The organism is Vibrio sp. 2033, from assembly GCF_033339735.1.
In genome coordinates this window covers 25,917-46,315 of sequence record NZ_JAWOVC010000017.1, presented here as the reverse complement: position 1 = coordinate 46,315, position 20,399 = coordinate 25,917, and the positions used below count along the sequence as shown (strand labels likewise).

Annotated in this window: 22 protein-coding genes; 1 reads left to right on the top strand and 21 read right to left on the bottom strand. The window is 43.1% G+C overall.

Annotated elements, in window-relative coordinates:
* Window positions 1-95: 95 nt before the first annotated feature.
* The 20 genes from R7P74_RS19015 to R7P74_RS18920 form a co-directional block, all read right to left on the bottom strand.
* Window positions 96-329 (bottom strand): type II secretion system protein, encoded by a 234-nt coding sequence (locus tag R7P74_RS19015; protein WP_064368798.1) that lies wholly within the window; start codon window positions 327-329, stop codon window positions 96-98.
* A gap of 73 nt (window positions 330-402) precedes the next feature.
* Window positions 403-894: a type II secretion system protein gene (locus R7P74_RS19010; protein WP_170890900.1), complete on the bottom strand. Its 492-nt coding sequence runs from the start codon at window positions 892-894 to the stop codon at window positions 403-405.
* A 291-nt stretch (window positions 895-1,185) separates the two neighbouring features.
* Window positions 1,186-1,647, bottom strand: coding sequence for an MSHA biogenesis protein MshF (locus tag R7P74_RS19005; protein WP_225474126.1), 462 nt, complete (start codon window positions 1,645-1,647; stop codon window positions 1,186-1,188).
* A 3-nt stretch (window positions 1,648-1,650) separates the two neighbouring features.
* The gene (locus R7P74_RS19000; protein ID WP_225474125.1) at window positions 1,651-2,874 is read right to left on the bottom strand and encodes a type II secretion system F family protein; all 1,224 of its coding nucleotides are present in this window, start codon (window positions 2,872-2,874) and stop codon (window positions 1,651-1,653) included.
* Window positions 2,875-2,882: 8 nt separating this feature from the next.
* The gene (locus R7P74_RS18995) at window positions 2,883-4,607 is read right to left on the bottom strand and encodes a GspE/PulE family protein (RefSeq protein ID WP_005381188.1); all 1,725 of its coding nucleotides are present in this window, start codon (window positions 4,605-4,607) and stop codon (window positions 2,883-2,885) included.
* Window positions 4,604-5,710 carry a tetratricopeptide repeat protein gene (locus R7P74_RS18990; protein ID WP_406707381.1) on the bottom strand — a complete coding sequence of 369 codons (1,107 nt, stop codon included), beginning with the start codon at window positions 5,708-5,710 and terminating at the stop codon, window positions 4,604-4,606. The genes R7P74_RS18995 and R7P74_RS18990 overlap by 4 nt, the downstream gene beginning before the upstream one ends.
* Entirely contained in the window at window positions 5,695-6,540 is an 846-nt protein-coding gene (locus tag R7P74_RS18985) for an ExeA family protein (protein WP_005381192.1), read from the bottom strand. Before R7P74_RS18985 ends, R7P74_RS18990 begins: the two co-directional genes overlap by 16 nt.
* A 44-nt stretch (window positions 6,541-6,584) precedes the next feature.
* Window positions 6,585-8,225 (bottom strand): pilus (MSHA type) biogenesis protein MshL, encoded by a 1,641-nt coding sequence (mshL, locus tag R7P74_RS18980; protein WP_005388471.1) that lies wholly within the window; start codon window positions 8,223-8,225, stop codon window positions 6,585-6,587.
* A 20-nt stretch (window positions 8,226-8,245) separates the two neighbouring features.
* The gene (locus R7P74_RS18975; protein ID WP_065274907.1) at window positions 8,246-8,578 is read right to left on the bottom strand and encodes an MSHA biogenesis protein MshK; all 333 of its coding nucleotides are present in this window, start codon (window positions 8,576-8,578) and stop codon (window positions 8,246-8,248) included.
* Window positions 8,571-9,221 (bottom strand): type II secretion system protein GspM, encoded by a 651-nt coding sequence (gspM, locus tag R7P74_RS18970; protein ID WP_005381197.1) that lies wholly within the window; start codon window positions 9,219-9,221, stop codon window positions 8,571-8,573. Before gspM ends, R7P74_RS18975 begins: the two co-directional genes overlap by 8 nt.
* Window positions 9,218-10,663: an MSHA biogenesis protein MshI gene (locus R7P74_RS18965; RefSeq protein ID WP_225474123.1), complete on the bottom strand. Its 1,446-nt coding sequence runs from the start codon at window positions 10,661-10,663 to the stop codon at window positions 9,218-9,220. Before R7P74_RS18965 ends, gspM begins: the two co-directional genes overlap by 4 nt.
* An 11-nt stretch (window positions 10,664-10,674) precedes the next feature.
* The gene (gene csrD, locus R7P74_RS18960) at window positions 10,675-12,684 is read right to left on the bottom strand and encodes an RNase E specificity factor CsrD (RefSeq protein ID WP_262634456.1); all 2,010 of its coding nucleotides are present in this window, start codon (window positions 12,682-12,684) and stop codon (window positions 10,675-10,677) included.
* A gap of 643 nt (window positions 12,685-13,327) precedes the next feature.
* A complete protein-coding gene (locus tag R7P74_RS18955; protein ID WP_318123070.1) occupies window positions 13,328-14,620 on the bottom strand; it encodes an ATP-dependent DNA helicase in 1,293 nt (430 codons plus the stop codon).
* A gap of 26 nt (window positions 14,621-14,646) precedes the next feature.
* Window positions 14,647-15,360 (bottom strand): hypothetical protein, encoded by a 714-nt coding sequence (locus R7P74_RS18950; RefSeq protein ID WP_225474121.1) that lies wholly within the window; start codon window positions 15,358-15,360, stop codon window positions 14,647-14,649.
* Window positions 15,357-15,809, bottom strand: a complete 453-nt coding sequence (locus R7P74_RS18945) for a hypothetical protein (RefSeq protein WP_042763352.1) — start codon at window positions 15,807-15,809, stop codon at window positions 15,357-15,359. The genes R7P74_RS18950 and R7P74_RS18945 overlap by 4 nt, the downstream gene beginning before the upstream one ends.
* Before the next feature lie 63 nt (window positions 15,810-15,872).
* Window positions 15,873-16,454, bottom strand: a complete 582-nt coding sequence (locus R7P74_RS18940) for a recombinase family protein (protein WP_225474120.1) — start codon at window positions 16,452-16,454, stop codon at window positions 15,873-15,875.
* Between the two features lie 164 nt (window positions 16,455-16,618).
* The gene (locus tag R7P74_RS18935) at window positions 16,619-16,981 is read right to left on the bottom strand and encodes an HVO_A0114 family putative DNA-binding protein (protein WP_225474119.1); all 363 of its coding nucleotides are present in this window, start codon (window positions 16,979-16,981) and stop codon (window positions 16,619-16,621) included.
* A 121-nt stretch (window positions 16,982-17,102) separates the two neighbouring features.
* Complete coding sequence (locus tag R7P74_RS18930; RefSeq protein WP_000852434.1) at window positions 17,103-17,306, bottom strand: hypothetical protein; 204 nt, start codon at window positions 17,304-17,306, stop codon at window positions 17,103-17,105.
* Between the two features lie 61 nt (window positions 17,307-17,367).
* Window positions 17,368-18,675 (bottom strand): HipA domain-containing protein, encoded by a 1,308-nt coding sequence (locus R7P74_RS18925; RefSeq protein ID WP_406707380.1) that lies wholly within the window; start codon window positions 18,673-18,675, stop codon window positions 17,368-17,370.
* A 1-nt stretch (window position 18,676) separates the two neighbouring features.
* On the bottom strand, window positions 18,677-19,216 hold the full coding sequence (locus tag R7P74_RS18920) for a hypothetical protein (protein ID WP_130200189.1): 540 nt from the start codon (window positions 19,214-19,216) through the stop codon (window positions 18,677-18,679).
* A gap of 106 nt (window positions 19,217-19,322) precedes the next feature.
* On the opposite strand from R7P74_RS18920, the gene R7P74_RS18915 reads away from it, so the two are divergent.
* Window positions 19,323-19,532, top strand: a complete 210-nt coding sequence (locus tag R7P74_RS18915; protein WP_069544313.1) for a helix-turn-helix domain-containing protein — start codon at window positions 19,323-19,325, stop codon at window positions 19,530-19,532.
* A 150-nt stretch (window positions 19,533-19,682) separates the two neighbouring features.
* Here the strand turns inward: R7P74_RS18915 and pgsA are convergent, their stop codons facing one another.
* On the bottom strand, window positions 19,683-20,237 hold the full coding sequence (gene pgsA / locus R7P74_RS18910) for a CDP-diacylglycerol--glycerol-3-phosphate 3-phosphatidyltransferase (RefSeq protein WP_225474134.1): 555 nt from the start codon (window positions 20,235-20,237) through the stop codon (window positions 19,683-19,685).
* Window positions 20,238-20,399 lie beyond the last annotated feature (162 nt).

The window sequence follows — 20,399 nt, the reverse complement described above, 5'->3', positions numbered from 1 at the left end:
ACAAGCGAGATAAGTATACGATGAAATTATGAGATTAATGATAGGTTTATAATTTTTCGATTCGAAGTGTGAACAGACGAACAAATAACCAATGTCTAGTTATTTTGCCCTTTTGAACGACCAATTTCTTCTTCAATTCGATCGTAAGTTTCTTTATTGCTCAGCGTTTCAGAAACGTGCTCGGCGGTCTGCTTGGTTTGCTCCCACTTCGCTTCGTAAGTTTCTGGCTCGAAGCTGATAAATCTTGGTAATACCACATAACCGATCACACCTAAGATAATCAGCACAACCACAAACTCTATCGCACTAAGACCCGATGTTTTACGCATATGTACTATTCCGAGATTAATCAAAATAAAGAGATAAAGGCCAGACTAGCTGGCCTTTGACTGAATCTTTAGCTTAAGCCTTGTCATTACATGCAGCAGTTACAACGCTATCTTTACCAGGTGTCACAACTTTAACCGTTGCAGCAGCACTTGATGTTGCTTGAGAGTACTCAACACACTTTTTAGTGTATTTTTCAATACCGAAGTAAATCTTAGTATCAGCGTTTGTATCACCAGTTTTTTCAATAAAATCTTTACCAGAACCAACACCATCTACAACTTTCTCAATGTCGCTTGCTGCTTTAGGGTAACCATAAGCAACTCCAATAGTATCGGTACCAACAGAAATTGAACTATCAGAAGAAGTCTCTACACCTGCAATTGCAGACTTACCATACACAATACCAGATGCACCTGTAATAGCGCCTTTAAGACCTTCTAATGTCGAATCACGAGCATCATCTTGCAGGTTAAGGAAACGTGGTGCTGCAGTTACCGCTAGAATACCTAGGATTACAATTACCACTACCAATTCGATAAGGGTGAAACCACCTTGTCTTTTCATTGTTTACTCTCTCTATGTAAGCATGCAGTACAACTGCAAAGTTTCGTTTAGGTCACGCGACCATTTTGGATATTGTCAAAACGGTTTGGGGCAGCAACCTTCACTAAAACTGACCGTGAAGTGGATACTGTATCTACCGCTTGAGCAGAATGACGATTCGCCATTATTCAGTTCATGCTGCAATGAGAAAAACACATTATTGTTTACCCACGATTACAGCCTGTTACTTATGGTAATGATTGCATTATACCGACTTTCATTACCAATTATAGTAATTAGGTGTCAAAAAATTCACTCCGCCGACATTTCGACGTCTATTTTCAGTTGATTAGCAGTTGAGATAACTACAATCGACTGACCATTTTCATAAGTGTAGTGACAGACATAACGATCAGTTTTGATGGCTCCACTGATATCTATTAACTTGTTGGTCATTATTTTACGTTGGGGGTAATGCACCGCTAGCCAATAACCACAATCTAATACACCTTGCTGAGTAAAGGGAGACACTAACCCGCCCTCAGTCATAGTAAGGTTTAAGCCATCTATCAGCATATGTTCTGGCTCGCCTTGTACTAGCCAAGCTTGACGATAACGCTGAACACTATCTTGCATCCAAACTCTCGCTAACTTCGCTCCAGTTACTTGTGCTTGCTCGGTCACAGGACGTAATTTGACCGCCAAACCCACCGCCATAATCGTAGCAATAACCCCAAACACAATAAGCGTTGCTCGGCTTTGATTTTCAACCACGCATTAGCCGCCTTTGATGATGTCGAGCATTCCCCACATTGGTAGGAAGATACCCAATGCCAGCACCATGACCATGCCTGCGACAATCACCAAAAGTAATGGTTCTATTCTTGCGGTCAGTGTTTTTAGATCGTAATCGACTTCTCGATCGTAAAAATCCGACACTTCCAGCAGCAGCTCATCAATACGACCAGTTTCTTCACCTACTGCAATCATCTGAATCACCAATGGGGTGAATATTTTACTGTTGATGGCCGTCACTGAAATGGTGCTACCCGCTTCAATCGCGGACTTCATCTCAAGAATTCGGTTTTCTAAAAAACGGTTCCCTAAGGCTTCCCCGGCCAAAGCCAAAGACTGGTTAAGTGGCACCCCTGATTTCAGCATCAACGAAAAGGTTCTGGCAAAACGAGAAAGCTGCGCACGATTAACGATATCGCCTACAATTGGCAGCCGAAGCCGAAACTTATCGAACTTCTCCCGACCATCAGCCGTCGCCACCCACGCTCTGAACACCGTAAACGCGCCAATCATTGCCACAACCAGCAACACCCAATAATTAACAAAGAAATTAGAAGTCGCGATCAAAATACGCGTCGGCAATGGTAGCTCCACCCCAAAGCGCATGAACATCGATGCAAACTCAGGGATCACCAAGATATTCAATACAAACATGGCAATGGTGATAAAGATAATGACAAACGTCGGATAACGCATCGCCGCTTTAATGCGTTTACGAGTCTCAAGTTCCTGTTCGTAGTAATTCGCCAGTTGCAATAGCGCTTGGTCAAGCCGACCCGTATTCTCACCGACGTTGATCATAGAAACGAACAGTGGGCTGAATACTTTACTGTGTTGCTGCATCGCAGAAGACAAACCTCGGCCATTACTCAGTTCAGAAACGACATCTTCTAGCGCCTCTTTAAGCTGTTTGTTTTCGCAATTTTGCAACAAGCCACGCATAGAGCGCAGCAAAGGTACGCCAGCTTTAGTCAAACTAAACAACTGGCGAGAGAAAAGAATAATTACTTCCAACGGAATAGCAGGCACAAACAGCTTAGATAAGCTCACTTGGCTTTTTGCCGACTCTTTCTCTAAACGTACATTGAGCGGGATGACTCCTTTATTCATCAATGCTTCCGCCGCAGCTTCTGAGTTCACTGCTTCGATTTTGCCGTTAGTGGATGAGCCGTCTAGCGTGCGGCCTTGATAACGAAAAGTTGGCATTCACTTACCTATATGAAAATGGGATCAGTCTTACCAGAAGCATCACCCTCACCTAGGGTCATCACTTCATCCAAACTGACGGTGCCTTGTAGCGCCAGTTCCATTGCAGAAGCAAGCAGTGGCTTATAGTTTTCTGAGCGGCGCGCGGCTTGCGCAAAGCCAACCGCATCATTGGCGCGCAATTTATCCATCATCTCTTGCTCAAGTTCGAGCATTTCAAACACACCGATTCGGCCTCGATAACCAGTCAAGTTACAGTTTTGGCAACCTGCGCCTTTATAAAAAATGGTGCTAACTTGATTTGGGAAACGCCCAGCTAACCACTGCTGACGAGACTCATCTAAGTGGTCTTCTGTTTTACAATCTGGGCAAACTCGGCGCACAAGACGCTGCGCCACCACGGCTCTGACTGCACTAGCAACCAAGTAACCCGGCGCACCCATATCGATCATACGTAACGCACTGTCGACAGCATCGTTGGTGTGGAGAGTACTCAATACTAAGTGACCCGTTAGTGCAGCTCGCAGACCAATTTCTACCGTCTCTTGATCACGCATCTCACCAACAAGAATGATGTCTGGGTCTTGACGTAAAAAGGTTCTCAGAACACGCGAGAAAGTTAGATCGATCTTACTGTTAACCTGTACCTGAGTGATGCGAGGCAGACGATATTCAACCGGGTCCTCTGCTGTAATGATCTTTTTCCCAGGTTCGTTGAGCTCACTCAATGCGCCGTAAAGCGTGGTGGTTTTACCTGAACCTGTCGGCCCGGTAACCAAAATCATGCCGTGCGGACGCGCCAACTGTCGACGTAAGCGAGCAAGCAAGTCTGGCGGCAAGCCCGACTCTTCTAACGGACGCAAACCTGCGGACTGGTTAAGCAGACGCATTACCACAGATTCTCCGTACTGCGTTGGTAACGTCGACATACGAATATCAATTGATTGGCCACGAACTTTGATATTGAATCGGCCATCTTGCGGCAAGCGCTTTTCAGAAATATCTAGGTGTGCCATCAACTTCAGTCGAAGAACCAAAGCCGATGCAATATTCACTTCATTTAAGAGCGTTTCATGCAATACGCCATCAATACGCTGGCGCAAACGCAACACTTGATCGTCTGGCTCAATATGAATATCCGAAGCTCCAACCTGTACCGCATCTTCAAACATGGAATTAACCAGCTTTACAACGGTAACCTCTTCACTATCGGCTTCATCAATACCGTAATCAAAGCTTTGTACATCTTTATGCTCTTCATGCAGCTGCTCAGCAAAGGAGGCGATCTCTTTAGTACGGCGGTAATAGCGGTCAAAGCTTGAAATGAGCTGACGCTCTGAAGCCACAATGAACTCAAGGTTGTATTGGCCCAACAAGTTCATCAATGATTCTTGGATGAACAAATCCGCTGGGTCACTCATAGCAACGCGCAGTGTGTCCCCATTTCGAGCAACGACCATCGCACGTAAGCGACGTGCGTGTACCTCAGGTAAAATCTGCACGGCTTCGGCATCCACAGGCGCACGCCCAAGATCGATCAGTGGCAAACCAAGCTGCTGAGACAAGAAGTCCAACATTTGCTTTTCGGTAATAAAACCAAGGTCAATTAACGCATCCCCTAGCTTCTGCCCGGTACTGCGTTGTGCGTTTAGTGCTTGCTGGATTTGTTCTTCAGAGACGATACCTTCCTCAACCAGAAGATCGCCCAAGCGTTTTCTCAACTGAATTTTCATTGTGCGCTCTCCAACTCTTTCAAGATGCTCAAACGGTCACGGATAAATGCTTGCGATTGATTCGAAATGCCAACTTTACCCAGAGCTTGGTTGTAAGAGTTAATCGCGGCAGTAAAAGCCAGGGCGCGCTCTTGTTGAATAGCCAAACCTAACCACCAGCGCGCGTTTTCCGGCTCACGCTGAGTGAGGAGTTGATAGCTCTCAAGCGCAATGTCATTTTGCTTGTGTTTTTGTGCCAATGCCGCACGCATCGCCAAGTAATCTCGACTTGGTACTGGAGGCAAATGAACAAGCGGGCTCAGCGCCGCTTCAGGTTGATTAGCTTTCACTAACAACTTAGACAAGGCCAAGCGGAGTACTTGGTTGTTCGTATCTAGGTTGATGCCTTCTTGAATAATCTCATATGCTTTACGCGTGTCACCTTTACCAAAGTACAACGCTGATAACTTTTGACGCGTGTCTGCATTCATTGGCTCATAACGCAACGCCTCGGCATAAGCCGATAACGCTGTTTGCATATCGTTAGCATCGAGTGCCTTTTCCGCTCGACTAACAGCCTTAAGGGAAAGCTGACGATGTGTAAGCTCAACCTGCTCAATACTCATTGAACTGTTTTCTGCTGTCGTGTGGGTTACGTGATCGTATTGTTCCTCGCTCGGCATCGTTGCTAACTGCGCGAGTAAAACTGAATCATCAGAGGCGATATTTATCTCAGCTCTTGGCGTGAACCTATCAGTCTCTTGCATGTGAAGCTGTTGCGTTACCGGCTGTGTGGTTGGTTTAGTGTAAACCACTTGAGTTGTATCGGGCGTCATTTTACTCGTTGGCGAGTGAGTGCGCTCCGATGAAACAATTGGTGAGACATTCACAGACGACAGTGGCATAGCGTCGGTTTGAAACTGTGATAGCTCGCCTGAAGGGACAGGACCGCGAGAGACCGCCCAGCTACCAACCGCAAGGCTTAACGAAAAACCGGCGACAAGCCAAAGCCAAGGTTTACTGCGTGAGACACTTGGAATCTCCGCACGAGTAAGCTCTGACGGCGATGTTTTTTCAGCAAGTTCTGATAATGCTTTATTGATGGCACTCAAGGTTGACTCCATCCCCAAAATACGGGTGTTTTAAACTTAGGTTTACGGGCATCAAACGTATCGTGCATAGCGGCGTAAACGTGATGATTTTTTAATAGTGTGCAACGATCATTAAATGCAGCAAGCAACGACTTGTGGCTAATTTGGTTTATCAAGCGCGGAATCCCCATGGATGAACGCCAAATCGCTTTTTTCTGTTCAATAGAAAAAATGTGCGCCCCATTGCCTGCTTTATCTAAACGATTATTGATGTAAGCCACGCCTTCATCGATAGAGAGAGGACGTAACTGGCAGCTAAACGTAATGCGTTGACGAAATTGCCTTAGCTCATGGTTAGCCAATCTTTCATCCAACTCAGGTTGTCCGAATAACACCAATTGAATGAGCTTATCTTGTTCCGTTTCTAGGTTGCCAAATAGACGCAATGTTTCTAAAGCTTGTGGGGAAAGAGCTTGCGCTTCATCAACGATCAAGACGGTTTTCTTTCCCAAGGCATGTACTTGAATCAAGTGCTCTTGAATGAGGGAAACGATGCGCAGCGGATCATCGTTCTCGATACCTAACTCTCTGGCGACAGCAAACTGCAACTGTTCCCCATTCAACACTGGATTGGGTAAGTAAATAAGCTCAACTTCAGATTCAATCTGCTCGATCAGCTTACGGCATACCATGGTTTTTCCAGTGCCGACTTCTCCCGTCACCTTAATCACCCCTTCTCCCATTTGCACGGCAGCTAGGATGGTTTGGATCGCCTCATAGTGAGGGACTAACCCCAAGAACATTTCGGTATTTGGGGTTAACGAAAAAGGCTGAACTCGGAACCCAAAGTGTGACAAGTACATACTCGAATCACAAACCTATTGAAAAACAGAACCTTTCCCAGCGCTTATTGCGCATCTGGGAACCACTCTTGCAGCAGATCACGAGAGCGCTCTAGCTCTTTCTGCCAAGAGTTCACGCCAACTACGGTCGGTTTTAGCAAGATGACCAATTCTGTTTTCTCAGTTACGTTATTCACGTTGCGGAACAAGTGCCCCAGTGCTGGTACATCGCCCAAAAATGGGACTTTAGAAACAAGCTCACGATTTTGCTGTTTCATCAACCCGCCGATAACCACAACATCGCCATCTTTAGCACGAATAACCGAGTCTGATTCACGAATAGAGCTTTTCGCTAATGGCAGTTGGATGTTTTGGAAATCTCCGCCCAAGTTCAATTGCTTCACTTCTTCCGTGACTTCAATAACTGCGGGGTGAACATGCAGGAACACATTGCCTTTGTTATCAATTTGCGGAGTCACATCGAGGGAAATACCCGAGAAGAATGGCGTCAGTTCCACTTCAGGAACTGCATTTGAGTTTTCACCGTTGCCTGCATTGCTCGATAGCTCGGTAACAAAGTACTCATCGGTACCCACTTTGATGACAGATTTTTGGTTGTTGGCAGCGGTAATACGAGGGCTAGAAAGGACGTTCAAGTCACCTTGCGTAGACATGAAGCTCAATACAGCATTGAAGTTACCATCCGAAATAGTCACGTTAGTTTGACCGCCCAATAGCGTGCCAATCGCATCCAATGGTGGTAATGTCGACGCAGGGCGGTTGACTACGATACTACCCGAGTTACCAATTGACGCCGATAAGTTTGACCAGTTGATGCCTTGTTGGTAGCCATCATTCAACGTCACTTCTAGGATTTTAGCTTCAAGAATGACCTGGCGCTGCATGCGCTCCTGCGATACACCTAAGAACTCGCGTACTTCGCGAATATCATCTGGAAATGCTCGAACCGTAATAACTCCCGCTTGTGGCGTTACAACCACACTTTGCCCTTTGCCTGAACCAATTAGATTCGCAACAGCTTGCTGCAGCATCGGCCAGAAGTCACTTTCAGTGATGGTTTCGATGCGTGTACCACCCGTAGATGTGGTCGAGCTATCGTTGTTGTTTCCATTGTTAGAGTCTGACGAGTCAGAACTGTCTGAGCTACCACCAGAATTAGACGTACCAGCCGAGGTTACAGAGCCCGTAACAATGCTGGTTAATGAGCGACCAGAACGCTTGAACTGCAGGTAATCGACTGGAATGGTCACCGTACGCATACCTGCTGGGTAGATTTGAATAACTTTGCCAGACTTCACCACGTCATAGCCATACATATTCTGTACGACATTCAGAACTTCATCCAATGTCACATCTGACAAGTTGACGGTGATATTACCTTGTACCGATGGGTGAATCGCCACGCTGTACTCAGTGCCTTTCACTAATGAGGCGAAAAAGCTTCTTGCATCGACCGCATTCGCCTGAATACGAAAACGCTTCGAGGTGCCTTGCTCTGATGCAACGTTCGAGTCTAAATTTGGCATCAAGTCTGCCTCAACAGAAGAAGGGATTTCTTCCAATGTGCGGCTGTTCGCTTGATTGATCGATTCATTGAGCGCTTCTTTAACTTCCACTGGATTCCGATGACCCATTGAACATCCCATTAAAGAAGCAATCGTTATTCCTACAACTAATTTGCGCATATCTGATCGGGCTCTGGTTATTATTGTTTTACGTTTAAATCAAAAAGCTCTAGGTCCCACTGACGGTTACCACGCTTTAAAGTTACAAATTCACTATTAATGCTCGCGACGCGATAACCCTTAAATAGCTCGCCTTTTTCGACAAGTTTGTTATCCATAATCGCGATACAATCAGTACTTGGCTTACACACAATACTGTTGAGCTTAGGCAGTCGATACCGTTTAACTTTTGGTTTCGCTGACGTTTCAACCGCTGGCTTTTCCCAACCAAGTGGGGCCGTTGGATCCTGGTTTGCCCAAGCGGTTCCTACCGCTGCCATAACAAGCAATGAGATGATGAGTTTGTTAACCACCAATAAACTCCTCTCTAGATCCTAGTGTGTAGACTTCTAACACAAGCTTCGCTTTCGGGTACTCTTCGACTTTATAACTAAAGCTGCGCCAGTAATAACTCGCAGGAAGGCTCTCCAATTTATTCAGATAATTAGCAATAGAAAAATAGTCACCAGTCAGTTCCATACGAACAGGATGCACGTAGTAACCAGAGTATTGCGATGCTTCTTTATCTTCCGTTATTGGCTCAGATGGCAAGGTTTGCAGAGACAAAAGGTGAATGCCACTTTGCTGCTCCAACACATTTTCAAGCAGCTCAGCCATTTGCGAAGGTGTAATAAGATGCTCGATGATCTCCGCTAATTGCATCGAAAGATGCTGACTCTCAGCTAACAGATTAGATATCGCGCGATCAATCTCAGCATTTGGATCTTTCTTAAGTTGCGCCTGAATACGTAGCGTATCGATTTCAATCTTTTGATTGGCTTGCTTTAAATTACTTAGTTGCCTCTCATTACTGATGATCTCGTTAAGCTTTGGCTCCAATACCAGCGTAAAGAGCAACATGATCACGACAACTAAACCGCACAATGCAGTGAGCACTTTTTCACGCGTACTCATTTCGCCAAAGCGCCCTTCTAATGAGAGCCAGAATTCGTTCATTTCTCTTTATCCTCGCGCGTTTTTAGTTCAAACGTCACAATATCCTTATCATTTCGACCTATTTTGACGTCGTCAAACGTTCGGCCAACCAAGTTAATTTCATTTTTAAATTGGCTGACCCAATTTGGCACTGAGCTCGGTTTTTTCGCTAGTCCCTTCAGGTCTAAGGTATGGGTATTGATTCGAATTTCGGACAAAGAAATTTCTTGGTTTCCTAGCTTCGCTAATGATTGCATCACGCCAGAGTAACCCGTGCGTTGCGAGTCATCGTATTTCCCGACAGCTTTAAGCGAGTCTCGCTTCGCCTTGACTTCACGCTCTAAGCGGGCTTTAGCTGCCAGCTTATTATTGTCAGGTTGATGTTTACGTAGCTTGACTTGATAACGTTCAAGCTCTGACTTCATGATATCGCCTTTACTTTTTACAATAGCAATCTCATCTTCCAAACCGCTGCTCTGCCAAGTGACATAACCGTAAGAAAATAGAATTGCAGCCGCCGCAACGCCCCAAGATAACGCGATATTTTTTAGCGTCAGGAGCTCTTTTTTCGGTTTTAAGTAATCGGGATATAAGTTGACGCGTCGAGTATTTGAAGTAGCCGCAGTGTCAGCCAAAACATGTCCTGATAGCTCATGTTCTGGTGGTAATAACGGTGAAACCTTAGTACTTAAACGGTAGTTCAGAGCCTGAACAAGCTCGCTCTCATCCTCTTCATCACAGCACACTTTCAATTGATGTAATTGCACGTGGCGTAACTGAGATGAAAGATAGTCAATCGAACGTTGCAGTTCTAACGACAGACTGTCCATCTGTAAATCGCTAGACGGAACCCCCGTTAACGGTGGCGTCACACTGCGAATAGAGCGGTGGAACGCAATAGTATTTTCGACAAAAGCGCTTATACGGAAATGACCACGCACACTGCGTTGTAATAATAGGAAGTTTCCTAGTTCACCAGCAGTCTCTCCCCAAATATCGTCTTCAGGAAGAATGGCTTCTAATGGTAACTGGGCTCGACTGGCCAGTAACACAATCTTATCCAATATTTTTCGCGATAAGACGTATGCTTGCACTTTGGTTGAATTCGGTAACTCGACCGCATCGGCAATAATGTCGATAGCACGCTCAGAGATCAGTTCTTTCAACAAAAACGGTAATGCGGCTGGCCATTCTTGACGCGGCATGACCGGTTTGTCGATTTGGTACATCTGGTAATAGTTATGAGAAAGAACAACCGTTAATGAATCATACGCACTCGCTGCAACGCTCAATGCTTGCTCAACGGCTTTTTCCCAATTGGACTCAGAAATATCAAATTGGTATGGACGACTACTTTTGATTGAAGATGATAAATAAACGGCGTCTGGCTGAATAACCAAAAAGCAGGAGCGACCACCACTAGATGATCGCTTAAGCTTGTCGAATAGTGCTTTGAAATCCATGATTATTATCTTTATTTTTTCCGCCAGCGATTTCGTCTTCCCAATTTAACTTGGGATTCTGATTGAGAATTCGGCAACGCTTGGGGACGAGGAAGAAACTGCTGCTCCGCAGAAAAGTAACGCCCTTGCCCACCATAAACCCCGAGCTCAATTAATGTGTTGAGCTCGTTCTGATTCTCAATTCCCACTGCTATAATTTTAGTTTTACTGTTTGCCGCCGCACCTAGCATACTGCGGACAAATAGCTGGTTTTCATGTCGTTGGTCGATTTTTGCTACTAAACTGCGATGAAGTTTTAGGTAACGAATGTCCACTTCTTTTAAATAGTGAGTGCTGACGATGGTACGCCCAGCCTGCCCAACCATTAAGTAGCACCCCAAACCGGCCAGCATTTTAGCGACTGGTCGCATAAAGTCTAAGTGTCTTACAAATTGTGCTTCAACAAACTCAAAACTGAGACACTTTCTCTGCTCACGTGACAACTGTAAGAGTTCATCACGAAACCATTTAAAGTACTCTCGGTTAGAAAATGGCGTTACATTCAAATTGAGCGCATACGATCTTGAGTTATCAAAATTATCCTTAAACTCTCTTAAGAATTTATTAATAACTGACTTATCCATTTGCGCTTCATAACCGACCTGTCTGATCGCAGAAATGAACCGAGACGCTTTAACAATCCCATTCTCAGGATCGCGAATCCGACATGTTAACTCTTCATATAATGATTTTTTATGCGTCGCGTCACTTATTGGATGCACAGATTGTGCGTAGAGTATCACACTTTCTGGTGTAAGTGCTGTGTCAAATAACGTTCTCCATCTCACACTTCCGCGAGCTTCTTCATCGTGGTTCCATTTTTTGAAGCGACTCCAATTATTGTTATTTTGTAGTTGCGCACTACGCAAAGCAGTCTCGGCTTCATCAATGATTTGGCTGTGTCGCTCACCTTCTTTATAAGTGGTGATGCCAATATGGCACCAGTTGTCTGGATCAAGTGGCTCTGGCGGCATTAACTTTTCTAACTGGCGAATGCATTGCGAGGCAAGGTTAGCCACATCTTTCGCACTTTGGTGCGGTAGAAAAAGCGCAAAATCAGCATCGTAATAACGGGAAAATACAACATCTGGGTATCGTTGAACTAAATTGGACAATAAACTCCCAACTTCAACAATAAACTCATCCGTAATTTGCTTATCTTGCTCTTCTTCAACCAGTTTCCAGTCTTGAATACGAACTAGCAACACGGCGCCGCGAGCCCCGCTTTCTAGTAACGCCGATTCCAACTTGCTATCAAATAACACTCGGTTAGCGGTACCGGTTAGCTTATCAAGGAAGGTTTGAGTTCGAATAAAGGTATCAAATCGGCTTCGCTCTTGACGCGCATCTTGTAACTCTTCGATTAATACATCGAGCGCTTCACTGGCGGTGTAAGGCCATTCTTTTTTGTCACCTTTGGCATACTGCTCCACCCTACCAGCCAGGATCATTCTGCCTCGCTCTTCGAGCATTTCGGAGCCTTCTAATTGCTCCTTAAGCCATGCCACGCCGCGCATTAAGCAGAAGATGATCAATATAACGGCAAGCGTGATCGACCAAAGCGCCTGCATTGAGTAGCTGTAACCTAAGTAAGGGGGAATTGCTTTAAAGTGAATCGTGTAATCTTGATTGTGAGTCAGCTGATACTCTGCCTCAAACAAGACTGACGCTTCCATTTGATGAGAAGTATCTTTGAAGCGATAAACAACGGCGTTGTTGGTCGACAACGTCATTTCGACAATATTGGAAGCCTGCAGCATTTTCGGCATCCAGCGCTGCATAGAATAAGCGGCGTCAGGATCTTCCATCTCCTTGTCGACCACCTCTACGATCCCTTCTAAATAATGGGTGAGATATTCCTGCCCAAGACGTTTAAAAGAGAGGGTGCCACCGACAAACAAGATAAACATGGCGCAGATAACGATCATGGTGACAAAGGCCACCAGCCGTGTGCTTAACTTAAGAGTTGGGGTATACCTCATGAATACCAAATTCCTTTTTTATTCATCATATACCTTATTGAAATATTTATACTTGATAAGAGTTCATCAAACAATCGGATTAGTCTGATAGTGAGAGGCTGGAGCATAAAGAAAATCACACTCATTGATAAGTTTTATTGTTACGCCTAACCTTGCCAAGAGAAGCCTGTGAAATCATTAGATTGCGACAATAAAAAAGGCCGCGATATTCGCGGCCTTTTCGATTCAAGCATAAGCAGAATTTAAAAGTGTAAAAATAAAAAAAAACCAGCACTTCTGCTGGGTTATAGTAGCTTTCGCTGTAAATTTGCCGCTTTTCTTTACGATTTTAATTTATACGTAATCTAAAACGGTTAACTAAGACAAAAAAACCAAAACAGGGTCAGTAAAATTAAAATCTTCATATTAATCATAAACATAGCAGCAATGACCCCGATTGAAAAATCAACCTTTCACGAGCTGAATGTGTAAAAGTATCCGCGTTTTTTACTTAACTCAGCTCGATTTAAGCATTTTTCAACATTTCTGACAAAGCTGTTTTGCGTGTATCCAAAGCACTGCGCTTGTTTATCCCATACTGAAAGTCATACTCCTTACCAAGGATATGTACCTTACTTTCGGCTCGTGTTATGGCTGTATAAAGCTAACTTCGATCAAGCAACAAGCTTCGCTCCAGCAGCACGATTACATTCTCAGCTTGCGAGCCTTGCAACTTATGTAGCGTTAGTGCGTAAGCCAGCTCTATGTATTCGAATAGCTGCCAATCGACCTTTAAAGACCTTTTGCTTCCATCCTCGCCAATATCCTCTAGCTCAATGACACAAGCATACTCTTCGGTTGCTTCAGCGTTTGTTATCACGCCCAAAGTGCCATTTTGAACATCGTATTTATAGTTTGTCAGGGTTATAACTATTGGGTCGCCTTCTCTGAACTCATAGTTTCCTTTAGTGATCGGCATATTTGTTAGATCAAGTAACCGACCATTAGGGTTCACCTCTGCTTGTAACTTGAGGTTAGCATTTCTTACGGTGGCATTCGTCGATGCTACAATCATCGCCCTGTCGTATTGCAAATACACCGACACAGCGTCCTGAAGCAGGTCATCACTTGATTCATGGAACGTAATATCAGACGTCGTTAAAGAAGATGGCTTATTGCCATTGCGTATGTCATTCGAATAAGCAGGAATAGAACTAATAGCGCCTTGTCGCTTAACCACATCTAGTTCGACATGATTGATTACCCCACTCTTAATAACATCATGCAAAATTAACCCTGCATTGATCGGAGGTAACTGATTAGGATCTCCCACGAGTACGATCCTTGACTTGTCGGAGAACAAAGTAACCAAACGCCACATAGTGTAGGCATCTAGCATCGACGCTTCGTCAATCAGTAAAGCACTGTTATCTGGAATACTATCTTTACGTAATAATCGCGCTATCGTCATACAATTAATGCCAATAGACTGCTGAAGGCGTCTAGCTGCTTTTCCTGAAAGCGCTACTGGATAAATACTAAAACCTAATTTTTGATAGGCATCAACGATAAGCTTCGTGGTTGTCGTTTTACCTGTTCCAGCACCTCCAGTGAGAGCAAAAATATGGCTGACTAATGCTGTCCTTACAGCTCTTGCTTGAGCTTCCTCAAGTTTCCAACCTTCAGGGATAGAAGTAGCGAACGCAACCTCTAATTCACTTCGCCAAAGGCTTCCCATCTTGCTGAGTTTGCTGAATCGTTTGGCTATTGTTTTTTCAAAAATATAGTTGCCTGATGCGTAGTATTTGTCATCGTGTTTTACAAAACCGATGATGTCACCTGTTAACTGTTTAGCCCTTTCAATAAGTAACTTGTCGTTATTTAAGTAGGTGCGAATCGTATGTTCTATATCACGCCAAAGTGCAACCGTATGCCCTTTGTCACTCCATAGACGCAAAGATTGTTCAATTATAGCTGCAAGCCTTATTTCATCACTTGGTTCAACTTTGAAGTGCTTTTGTGGATCTCATCAACCTTGCTAAATCTCATACCCAAAGAGAACAAGCGGTACGGATTCGTTTTCAAAAATCCAATTGCATCCTTACCTGACAATCTAAAAAGTTGACGTTGAATAGGTTCTTCTACCTCCCTCTCAACTAACTGGCTCGCATACTTGAGATTGGCATATTTTCTAAAACCTTGATAAAGCGCATTTACCGTCCCATCACTCCTCAAAACATCCTTGATCGCTTGAAAGTTACTTATTGATTTATCATGTTTATATGGTTCATCTTTTTCGCATTCGAGCATGGTGAAAATGTCACTACGGAATTCAGCCCAGAGTAATTGTGCTTTCACCCTGCCAATACCGACAAACTCTTTCTCAGAGCTTAAAAAGTTAACGAAACCAATACCATTGTCAGGCATCACACACTTAAGTTTGGGTTGCATGAAGCGCCACACGTCCACATAACCACCCACACTAACTGGCTGTTGTCGCACACTATAGTTATTCTCTTTTAATATCTCCCATTGCTGCCCTACTTGCGGCTTCATATTTAGCTGGTTTTGAGTAGTTAGCAATACGATTCGGTGTGCTCCAGCGTTTTGGTTAACAAACACAGCACCTAACTGAACATTATCAGGATGATATTGATATATCTGGGTAATCCGAACCAAGAAAGTACCGTTACTCATTTCCAAAGCCCCATTTCAATGAGAACTTCTTTAAATTCAGATAGCCTAGCGACTTCGGCGGTAAGTTTTGCATTCTCAGCTTGTAACCGAGCATTGAACCGCTTTAAGTCACGAACCTTGATGCTATCTGTTATACCCTCGTCCATATTGTCCTGGAACACTTCCCTGACTTCAGCGCTCTGTTCTTCCAGTGGCAGATTCTCTTTCCGTTTTTGATACACCCCCTCTGTTGCAAGCTCTTTCTTAAGCTCATCGAATAGTTCGAAGAGTTTTTTGTTTCTAGATGCTTTGAATGCAGACGAATCAAAACCAAGCTCATCTGCTATCTTTTTGGGACTTAAAGTATCACCATGCCAGTAATCCAGCCAATTCGGAGGGTTCTTGGCCTTCATTTCATCAACCCACGCAATGAAGAGATTTCTATTTCTTTGTCCTTTCTCTTTGCTCAACTGGTCTTCTACTAGATTCTATTTGCACCAATTCCCAAATCCCGATATTTCAAATTAAAGACGCTATTTAAACAGACTCTCTTGTTCCAAATCTGGTGCCGCATCTAGATATCTGTTGAGCGTTGGCCTAGAAATATTGAAGTGCTTAGCCACATCAGATTTTTGTACTGAGGGATCTTGTAGCATCGATTTCGCGAGCTTAATTTGCTTATCTGTGAGTTTTTGCTTCCTGCCACCTTTTCTGCCTCGCGCTCTTGCAGCTTTAAGTCCAGCCTTGGTTCTTTCCACGATAATATCTCGCTCAAACTCAGCTATAGCTCCAATCACGTTAAACACTAGCTTCCCTGTAGATGTTGTTGTATCAATGTTTTCGGACAATGATTTAAACAGAACTCCGTTGCTCTTAAACATCTCAAGCAAAGTAATAAGATCTTTAAGACTGCGTCCAAGCCTATCGAGTTTATAAACTACAACTATGTCATCCTGGCGAAGGGAGTCTAGTAATCTAGTAAGTTCAGGGCGATCTTTGGTCTTAGCTGAAGCCTTTTCTATAAAGATTTTTTCACAGCCAGATTTGGTTAGTTCATCAATCTGATAATCACAGTTTTGATCTGTAGTGCTTACTCTCGCATATCCAATTATCATGAAACATTCGCATACGTTTATGTTACATAGTTTAGTTTACGAGTTTTGTTACGGAAAATGGAAGGTTATTCATTAAAATATGATGAGAAAGGAGATGTAACACAAACCTTCGTTTTATTTACATCAAAAAAACGGAAAGAACTACACGGTACTTGAAGCACTTTTCAAAGGGTAAAATTGTTGCCCATGACGATCTCGAACTTCGTAAACAACGCTATTGGTCGAGATTCCATTCCCCTCACATCCAGGCAAGCAAAGCCCTTAGATGAAAGAGCTTCGAAAGCATCAGTAACATCCTTGATACTGCGCCCACTCATTTCAGCAAGTTCATCAAGACTGTTTGGCTTCTCGCGAGCAATCAAATTCAACAGTTCAACATTTTCGTTAGACAACAGTTGTGAAAGCGCAGCCAGTGACTCAAACAAAAATTGAGGATAAGGTTCTTCAGACGTCACTTTTCCTTCTGCAATACGAATCATACTCTTACGAGCAAGCTCTTCTGATAGAATGCCGATTTTTGCTTCCATACCATCCTCACTCCTAATAGTCGCATCTAATTCTTTTTTCATTTCTTGGGAAGGAGCAATCAACAGAAGTGGTTCTCACACGAAGTTTCTGTTAGTCCACTGATCTTTTCTTTTTCGCACTTCATTGCTGGATACTCCCATTTTTTATTGACGCAATCACTTTTAATAAATCGGCCGTGATTGCTGAACATTTGTCATTCATAAAAAACGTTACTTCATCTCCAAATTTCATCGTTACGATACCGCTTTTATCGACACTTAACAGCGCGAAAGACTGCTTCAAGTCGAGAGTCGTGTTACTTCCATTGGTCGTGGTTTCAGCCATATTTCCCCTCACTGCTAACGAGTATGCTTACAACACGGGCAACCATTGTTACCCCAGATGTTTACTTAATTGTTCTGTTTAACTTTTCAACGATTTCAGTGGCATGTTGAAATATTGCATCCTTTACCAACGCAAACTCCTGTCCAGGGAATCTTTTGTCTATAGAACTCAGTGCGCTACTAAATTGAGCGAGAAAGGTATAGACGATTTCATGGCATTCAGCATTACTGATACCGAACTGACTCGCTGTCTGCTCTATATGCCGTAAGCAAATCTTGCTGATATGGTATTTGTATCCTCGTGATGCTTGCAGTCCCATTGCTAGTTTTAGCTTGCGCTTATTTAACCCTGTAGCGCTGACAGCAGGGTAAGCTGATAGCAAATCGTAGAACGGTGCAAGTTTATAGTATCCGACAGGATCAATATGCACGGAAAAATTCTTGAGATGACCGTCAGTGGCACCAAGAAGGCACTGTAAAATCATGAATTTAAAAAAATCATGATTGTTCGCCTTGCTTTGCGCAGAGAGACTTAAAACATCAACAATTTTGGAGACACTTAGGTTGTTCTCCGATTGATATTTTTGATGTTCAGGTACACCCAAAATCTGGCAGAAATCTTCTTGGTGTCTACGAGTCACAACTCCATCACCAAAACATCGGTCGAACCGTTTTACTGCAAGGGCTTTAGCTCCTGATTCTACGGTTATTATGTCCATATCGGGGACTTTAAAACCAAGTTCCTTCGCTATTTGAGCACATATGAATTCATTCTCAATGCTGCTACTCATATCTAGCACGGAGTTACTTTGGGTAATAACATCCATCGGATACTTAACTATGTGACTACTGAACGCGGTTCCCTGTGGGACATACCACTTTCCATTTGTTTTCATCAGCGTGGTTTTTCTTTGTGTACCAGATACACATGGCCTGTATTCACCAAAACATGGGAGAAATGATTTACGCAGAGTAACGAGTTCATTTAAGTCACTTATTGATAGCTCTCGATATTCCCACCCTATATCTGGCAGGTTCTCACTACCCGTGAACGAAATACCGCCAGTACAATCATGACCAAGTTTGGAGAGTAAAGTGAATGCATCATTGGATTGTATTCCCATTGAGTGAGCAAGGCTTAATCGTTCTTCCATTAAATCAGGAAGAAGATTATTCATGAAATTCAATACATTAAATGATGAATTTTCTCCCGTTCTTAACGGTAGGCTCAACGAGATCGGAAAGGATGAATGATATGCTAACCATTGTTCAGAATATGAAAATGACAAGTTGTTCTTCGACCGTTGAACAAACTGCCCCACGAGCATGTTGTTATTTGTGGCATGTGCGTAAAGTATAGGATTGTACAAATTAGCTCCCACTTTCTTCTAGTTGGGCTGTGTTTTTGTAGAGGTTAATTGCATTTTCTACTGCCAGCATTTCAGCTTTGATATCCAATCTACGATTGTCATGTTCTGAGATGTATTGTTCTATGCATGGCCTCAGCTCGGAGTATTGCGCACACAACCGATTGAAATGCTTCCATGCCCTTTGATGAAGAGAATTGGACTCTGACAGCTCTGACTGTTTATCTTGCAAAATCGTCAAGAGACTTTCTTTTTTGAGAGAAAGATAGTTGGAGTCCTCACTGTAATTGTCGTAATCAACAACCTCCCAATCGGTATGGTTGAACATAAAACCTTTGGAAAACTTCTCATCGCCGCGTTTATCGAAGCCGCATGAGAGGACTGCACCGATAAGAGACATCTCCTTCAATTTTTTTTCGACGTATTCATCTGATAAGTATTCATTTTCCTCACTGTCTAATGAAATGGATTTTAGGTCGTTAGCAGAGAAATGTTCATTGTGATAAATAGCGAGAAATAACTCTTTTCTGATCTTTACCTTCATGTGTTCAAAAAGTGACCTTTACTGTTGATTTTGAGGATTATAATCCGTGGATCTATATGCCGCAAGTGTGTGATTGTTCAGCAAATTAATTTCATAAATAAAAAACATGAACAAGAACCTTGCAGAACTTGTGGGCAAACGCATTGCAAAAATGAGGAAATCTAAAGGGTTAACTCAAGATAAACTCGCGTTGTTCGCAGAGATAGATAGAAGTTATGTTGGACGCATTGAGCGCGGTGAAGTCAATATCACGATTGAGAAGTTGTATGAGATTGCGGATGCCTTAGGCTGTGATGCTAAGGAGCTTTTGCCTTGATCTGTATTGAATTATTCACAACATATGTAGAGCACTAGCAAACCCCATCACTGAAAAAGTTAGCACTCGATTTTTGCACTTTACCCACCTAACACACCCAACAGTGCTTAGGGTGTTAGTAGCTAAATAGTGGGACACAGCCTAAAAAAGTTAAATAATATCCTTAAGTAGATCATGTTGTGCTTGGTATAAGTATAAACACATAGACCAAATTGTAAGAATTGTTGCAACAAGGAGTACGAAATGGGCTATGTAAAGAAAAACACCTTCGGGCTGAAGTAAATACAGCCATATCGACAGCATTTGAAATGTCGTTTTGAATTTTCCAACTGATGAGACAGCGACTGAACTTATTCTGCCCACTTCAGCCATCCACTCACGCAAAGCAGAAATGATAATCTCTCTTGCAATCATTATGATGGCAGGTAAAGTTATGAATATTGAGTTGTAGCTCTCGGTTATCAATATAATTGCTATAGCTACTAAAACTTTATCAGCTACAAGGTCAATGAATGCCCCAAAAGTGGATGATTGTTGCAGCCTTCTCGCTAGATAACCATCAAGTAAATCTGTTAAGGCTGCAATAAAGAAAATGCTACTTGTTATTGCCGCCGCATGCTCTATTGGCAAATAGAAGAAGGCTATCATCACTGGTATTAGCAATAACCTGAGTAAAGAAAAAATGTTTGGTAGATTCATGAGCAAGTACAAAGCAAGATCACATCGTTCTAGTGTGTTTCACCGTATATCCTAGTATCCTTGCCACAAACAGCCTTGTGAAACAGCAACTTATAAAAAAATGAATTCTGGACTTTAAAATAAGTTGTAAGACATGGATAATCTGATGATTATTGTGATTTTTACTGT

Excerpts from the sequence above, each read along its gene's own strand:
- R7P74_RS18915 (WP_069544313.1), top strand. The coding sequence starts at position 19,323 with ATGAACAAGAACCTTGCAGAACTTGTGGGCAAACGCATTGCAAAAATG.
- gspM (WP_005381197.1), bottom strand. The coding sequence starts at position 9,221 with ATGAACGAATTCTGGCTCTCATTAGAAGGGCGCTTTGGCGAAATGAGT.
- R7P74_RS18935 (WP_225474119.1), bottom strand. The coding sequence starts at position 16,981 with ATGGAAGCAAAAATCGGCATTCTATCAGAAGAGCTTGCTCGTAAGAGT.
- R7P74_RS18930 (WP_000852434.1), bottom strand. The coding sequence starts at position 17,306 with ATGGCTGAAACCACGACCAATGGAAGTAACACGACTCTCGACTTGAAG.
- R7P74_RS19015 (WP_064368798.1), bottom strand. The coding sequence starts at position 329 with ATGCGTAAAACATCGGGTCTTAGTGCGATAGAGTTTGTGGTTGTGCTG.
- R7P74_RS18990 (WP_406707381.1), bottom strand. The coding sequence starts at position 5,710 with ATGGAGTCAACCTTGAGTGCCATCAATAAAGCATTATCAGAACTTGCT.
- R7P74_RS19000 (WP_225474125.1), bottom strand. The coding sequence starts at position 2,874 with ATGCCAACTTTTCGTTATCAAGGCCGCACGCTAGACGGCTCATCCACT.
- mshL (WP_005388471.1), bottom strand. The coding sequence starts at position 8,225 with ATGCGCAAATTAGTTGTAGGAATAACGATTGCTTCTTTAATGGGATGT.
- R7P74_RS18940 (WP_225474120.1), bottom strand. The coding sequence starts at position 16,454 with ATGATAATTGGATATGCGAGAGTAAGCACTACAGATCAAAACTGTGAT.
- R7P74_RS18950 (WP_225474121.1), bottom strand. The coding sequence starts at position 15,360 with ATGAGTAACGGTACTTTCTTGGTTCGGATTACCCAGATATATCAATAT.
- R7P74_RS18995 (WP_005381188.1), bottom strand. The coding sequence starts at position 4,607 with ATGAAAATTCAGTTGAGAAAACGCTTGGGCGATCTTCTGGTTGAGGAA.
- R7P74_RS18985 (WP_005381192.1), bottom strand. The coding sequence starts at position 6,540 with ATGTACTTGTCACACTTTGGGTTCCGAGTTCAGCCTTTTTCGTTAACC.
- R7P74_RS18920 (WP_130200189.1), bottom strand. The coding sequence starts at position 19,216 with ATGAAGGTAAAGATCAGAAAAGAGTTATTTCTCGCTATTTATCACAAT.
- R7P74_RS19010 (WP_170890900.1), bottom strand. The coding sequence starts at position 894 with ATGAAAAGACAAGGTGGTTTCACCCTTATCGAATTGGTAGTGGTAATT.
- R7P74_RS18965 (WP_225474123.1), bottom strand. The coding sequence starts at position 10,663 with ATGGATTTCAAAGCACTATTCGACAAGCTTAAGCGATCATCTAGTGGT.
- csrD (WP_262634456.1), bottom strand. The coding sequence starts at position 12,684 with ATGAGGTATACCCCAACTCTTAAGTTAAGCACACGGCTGGTGGCCTTT.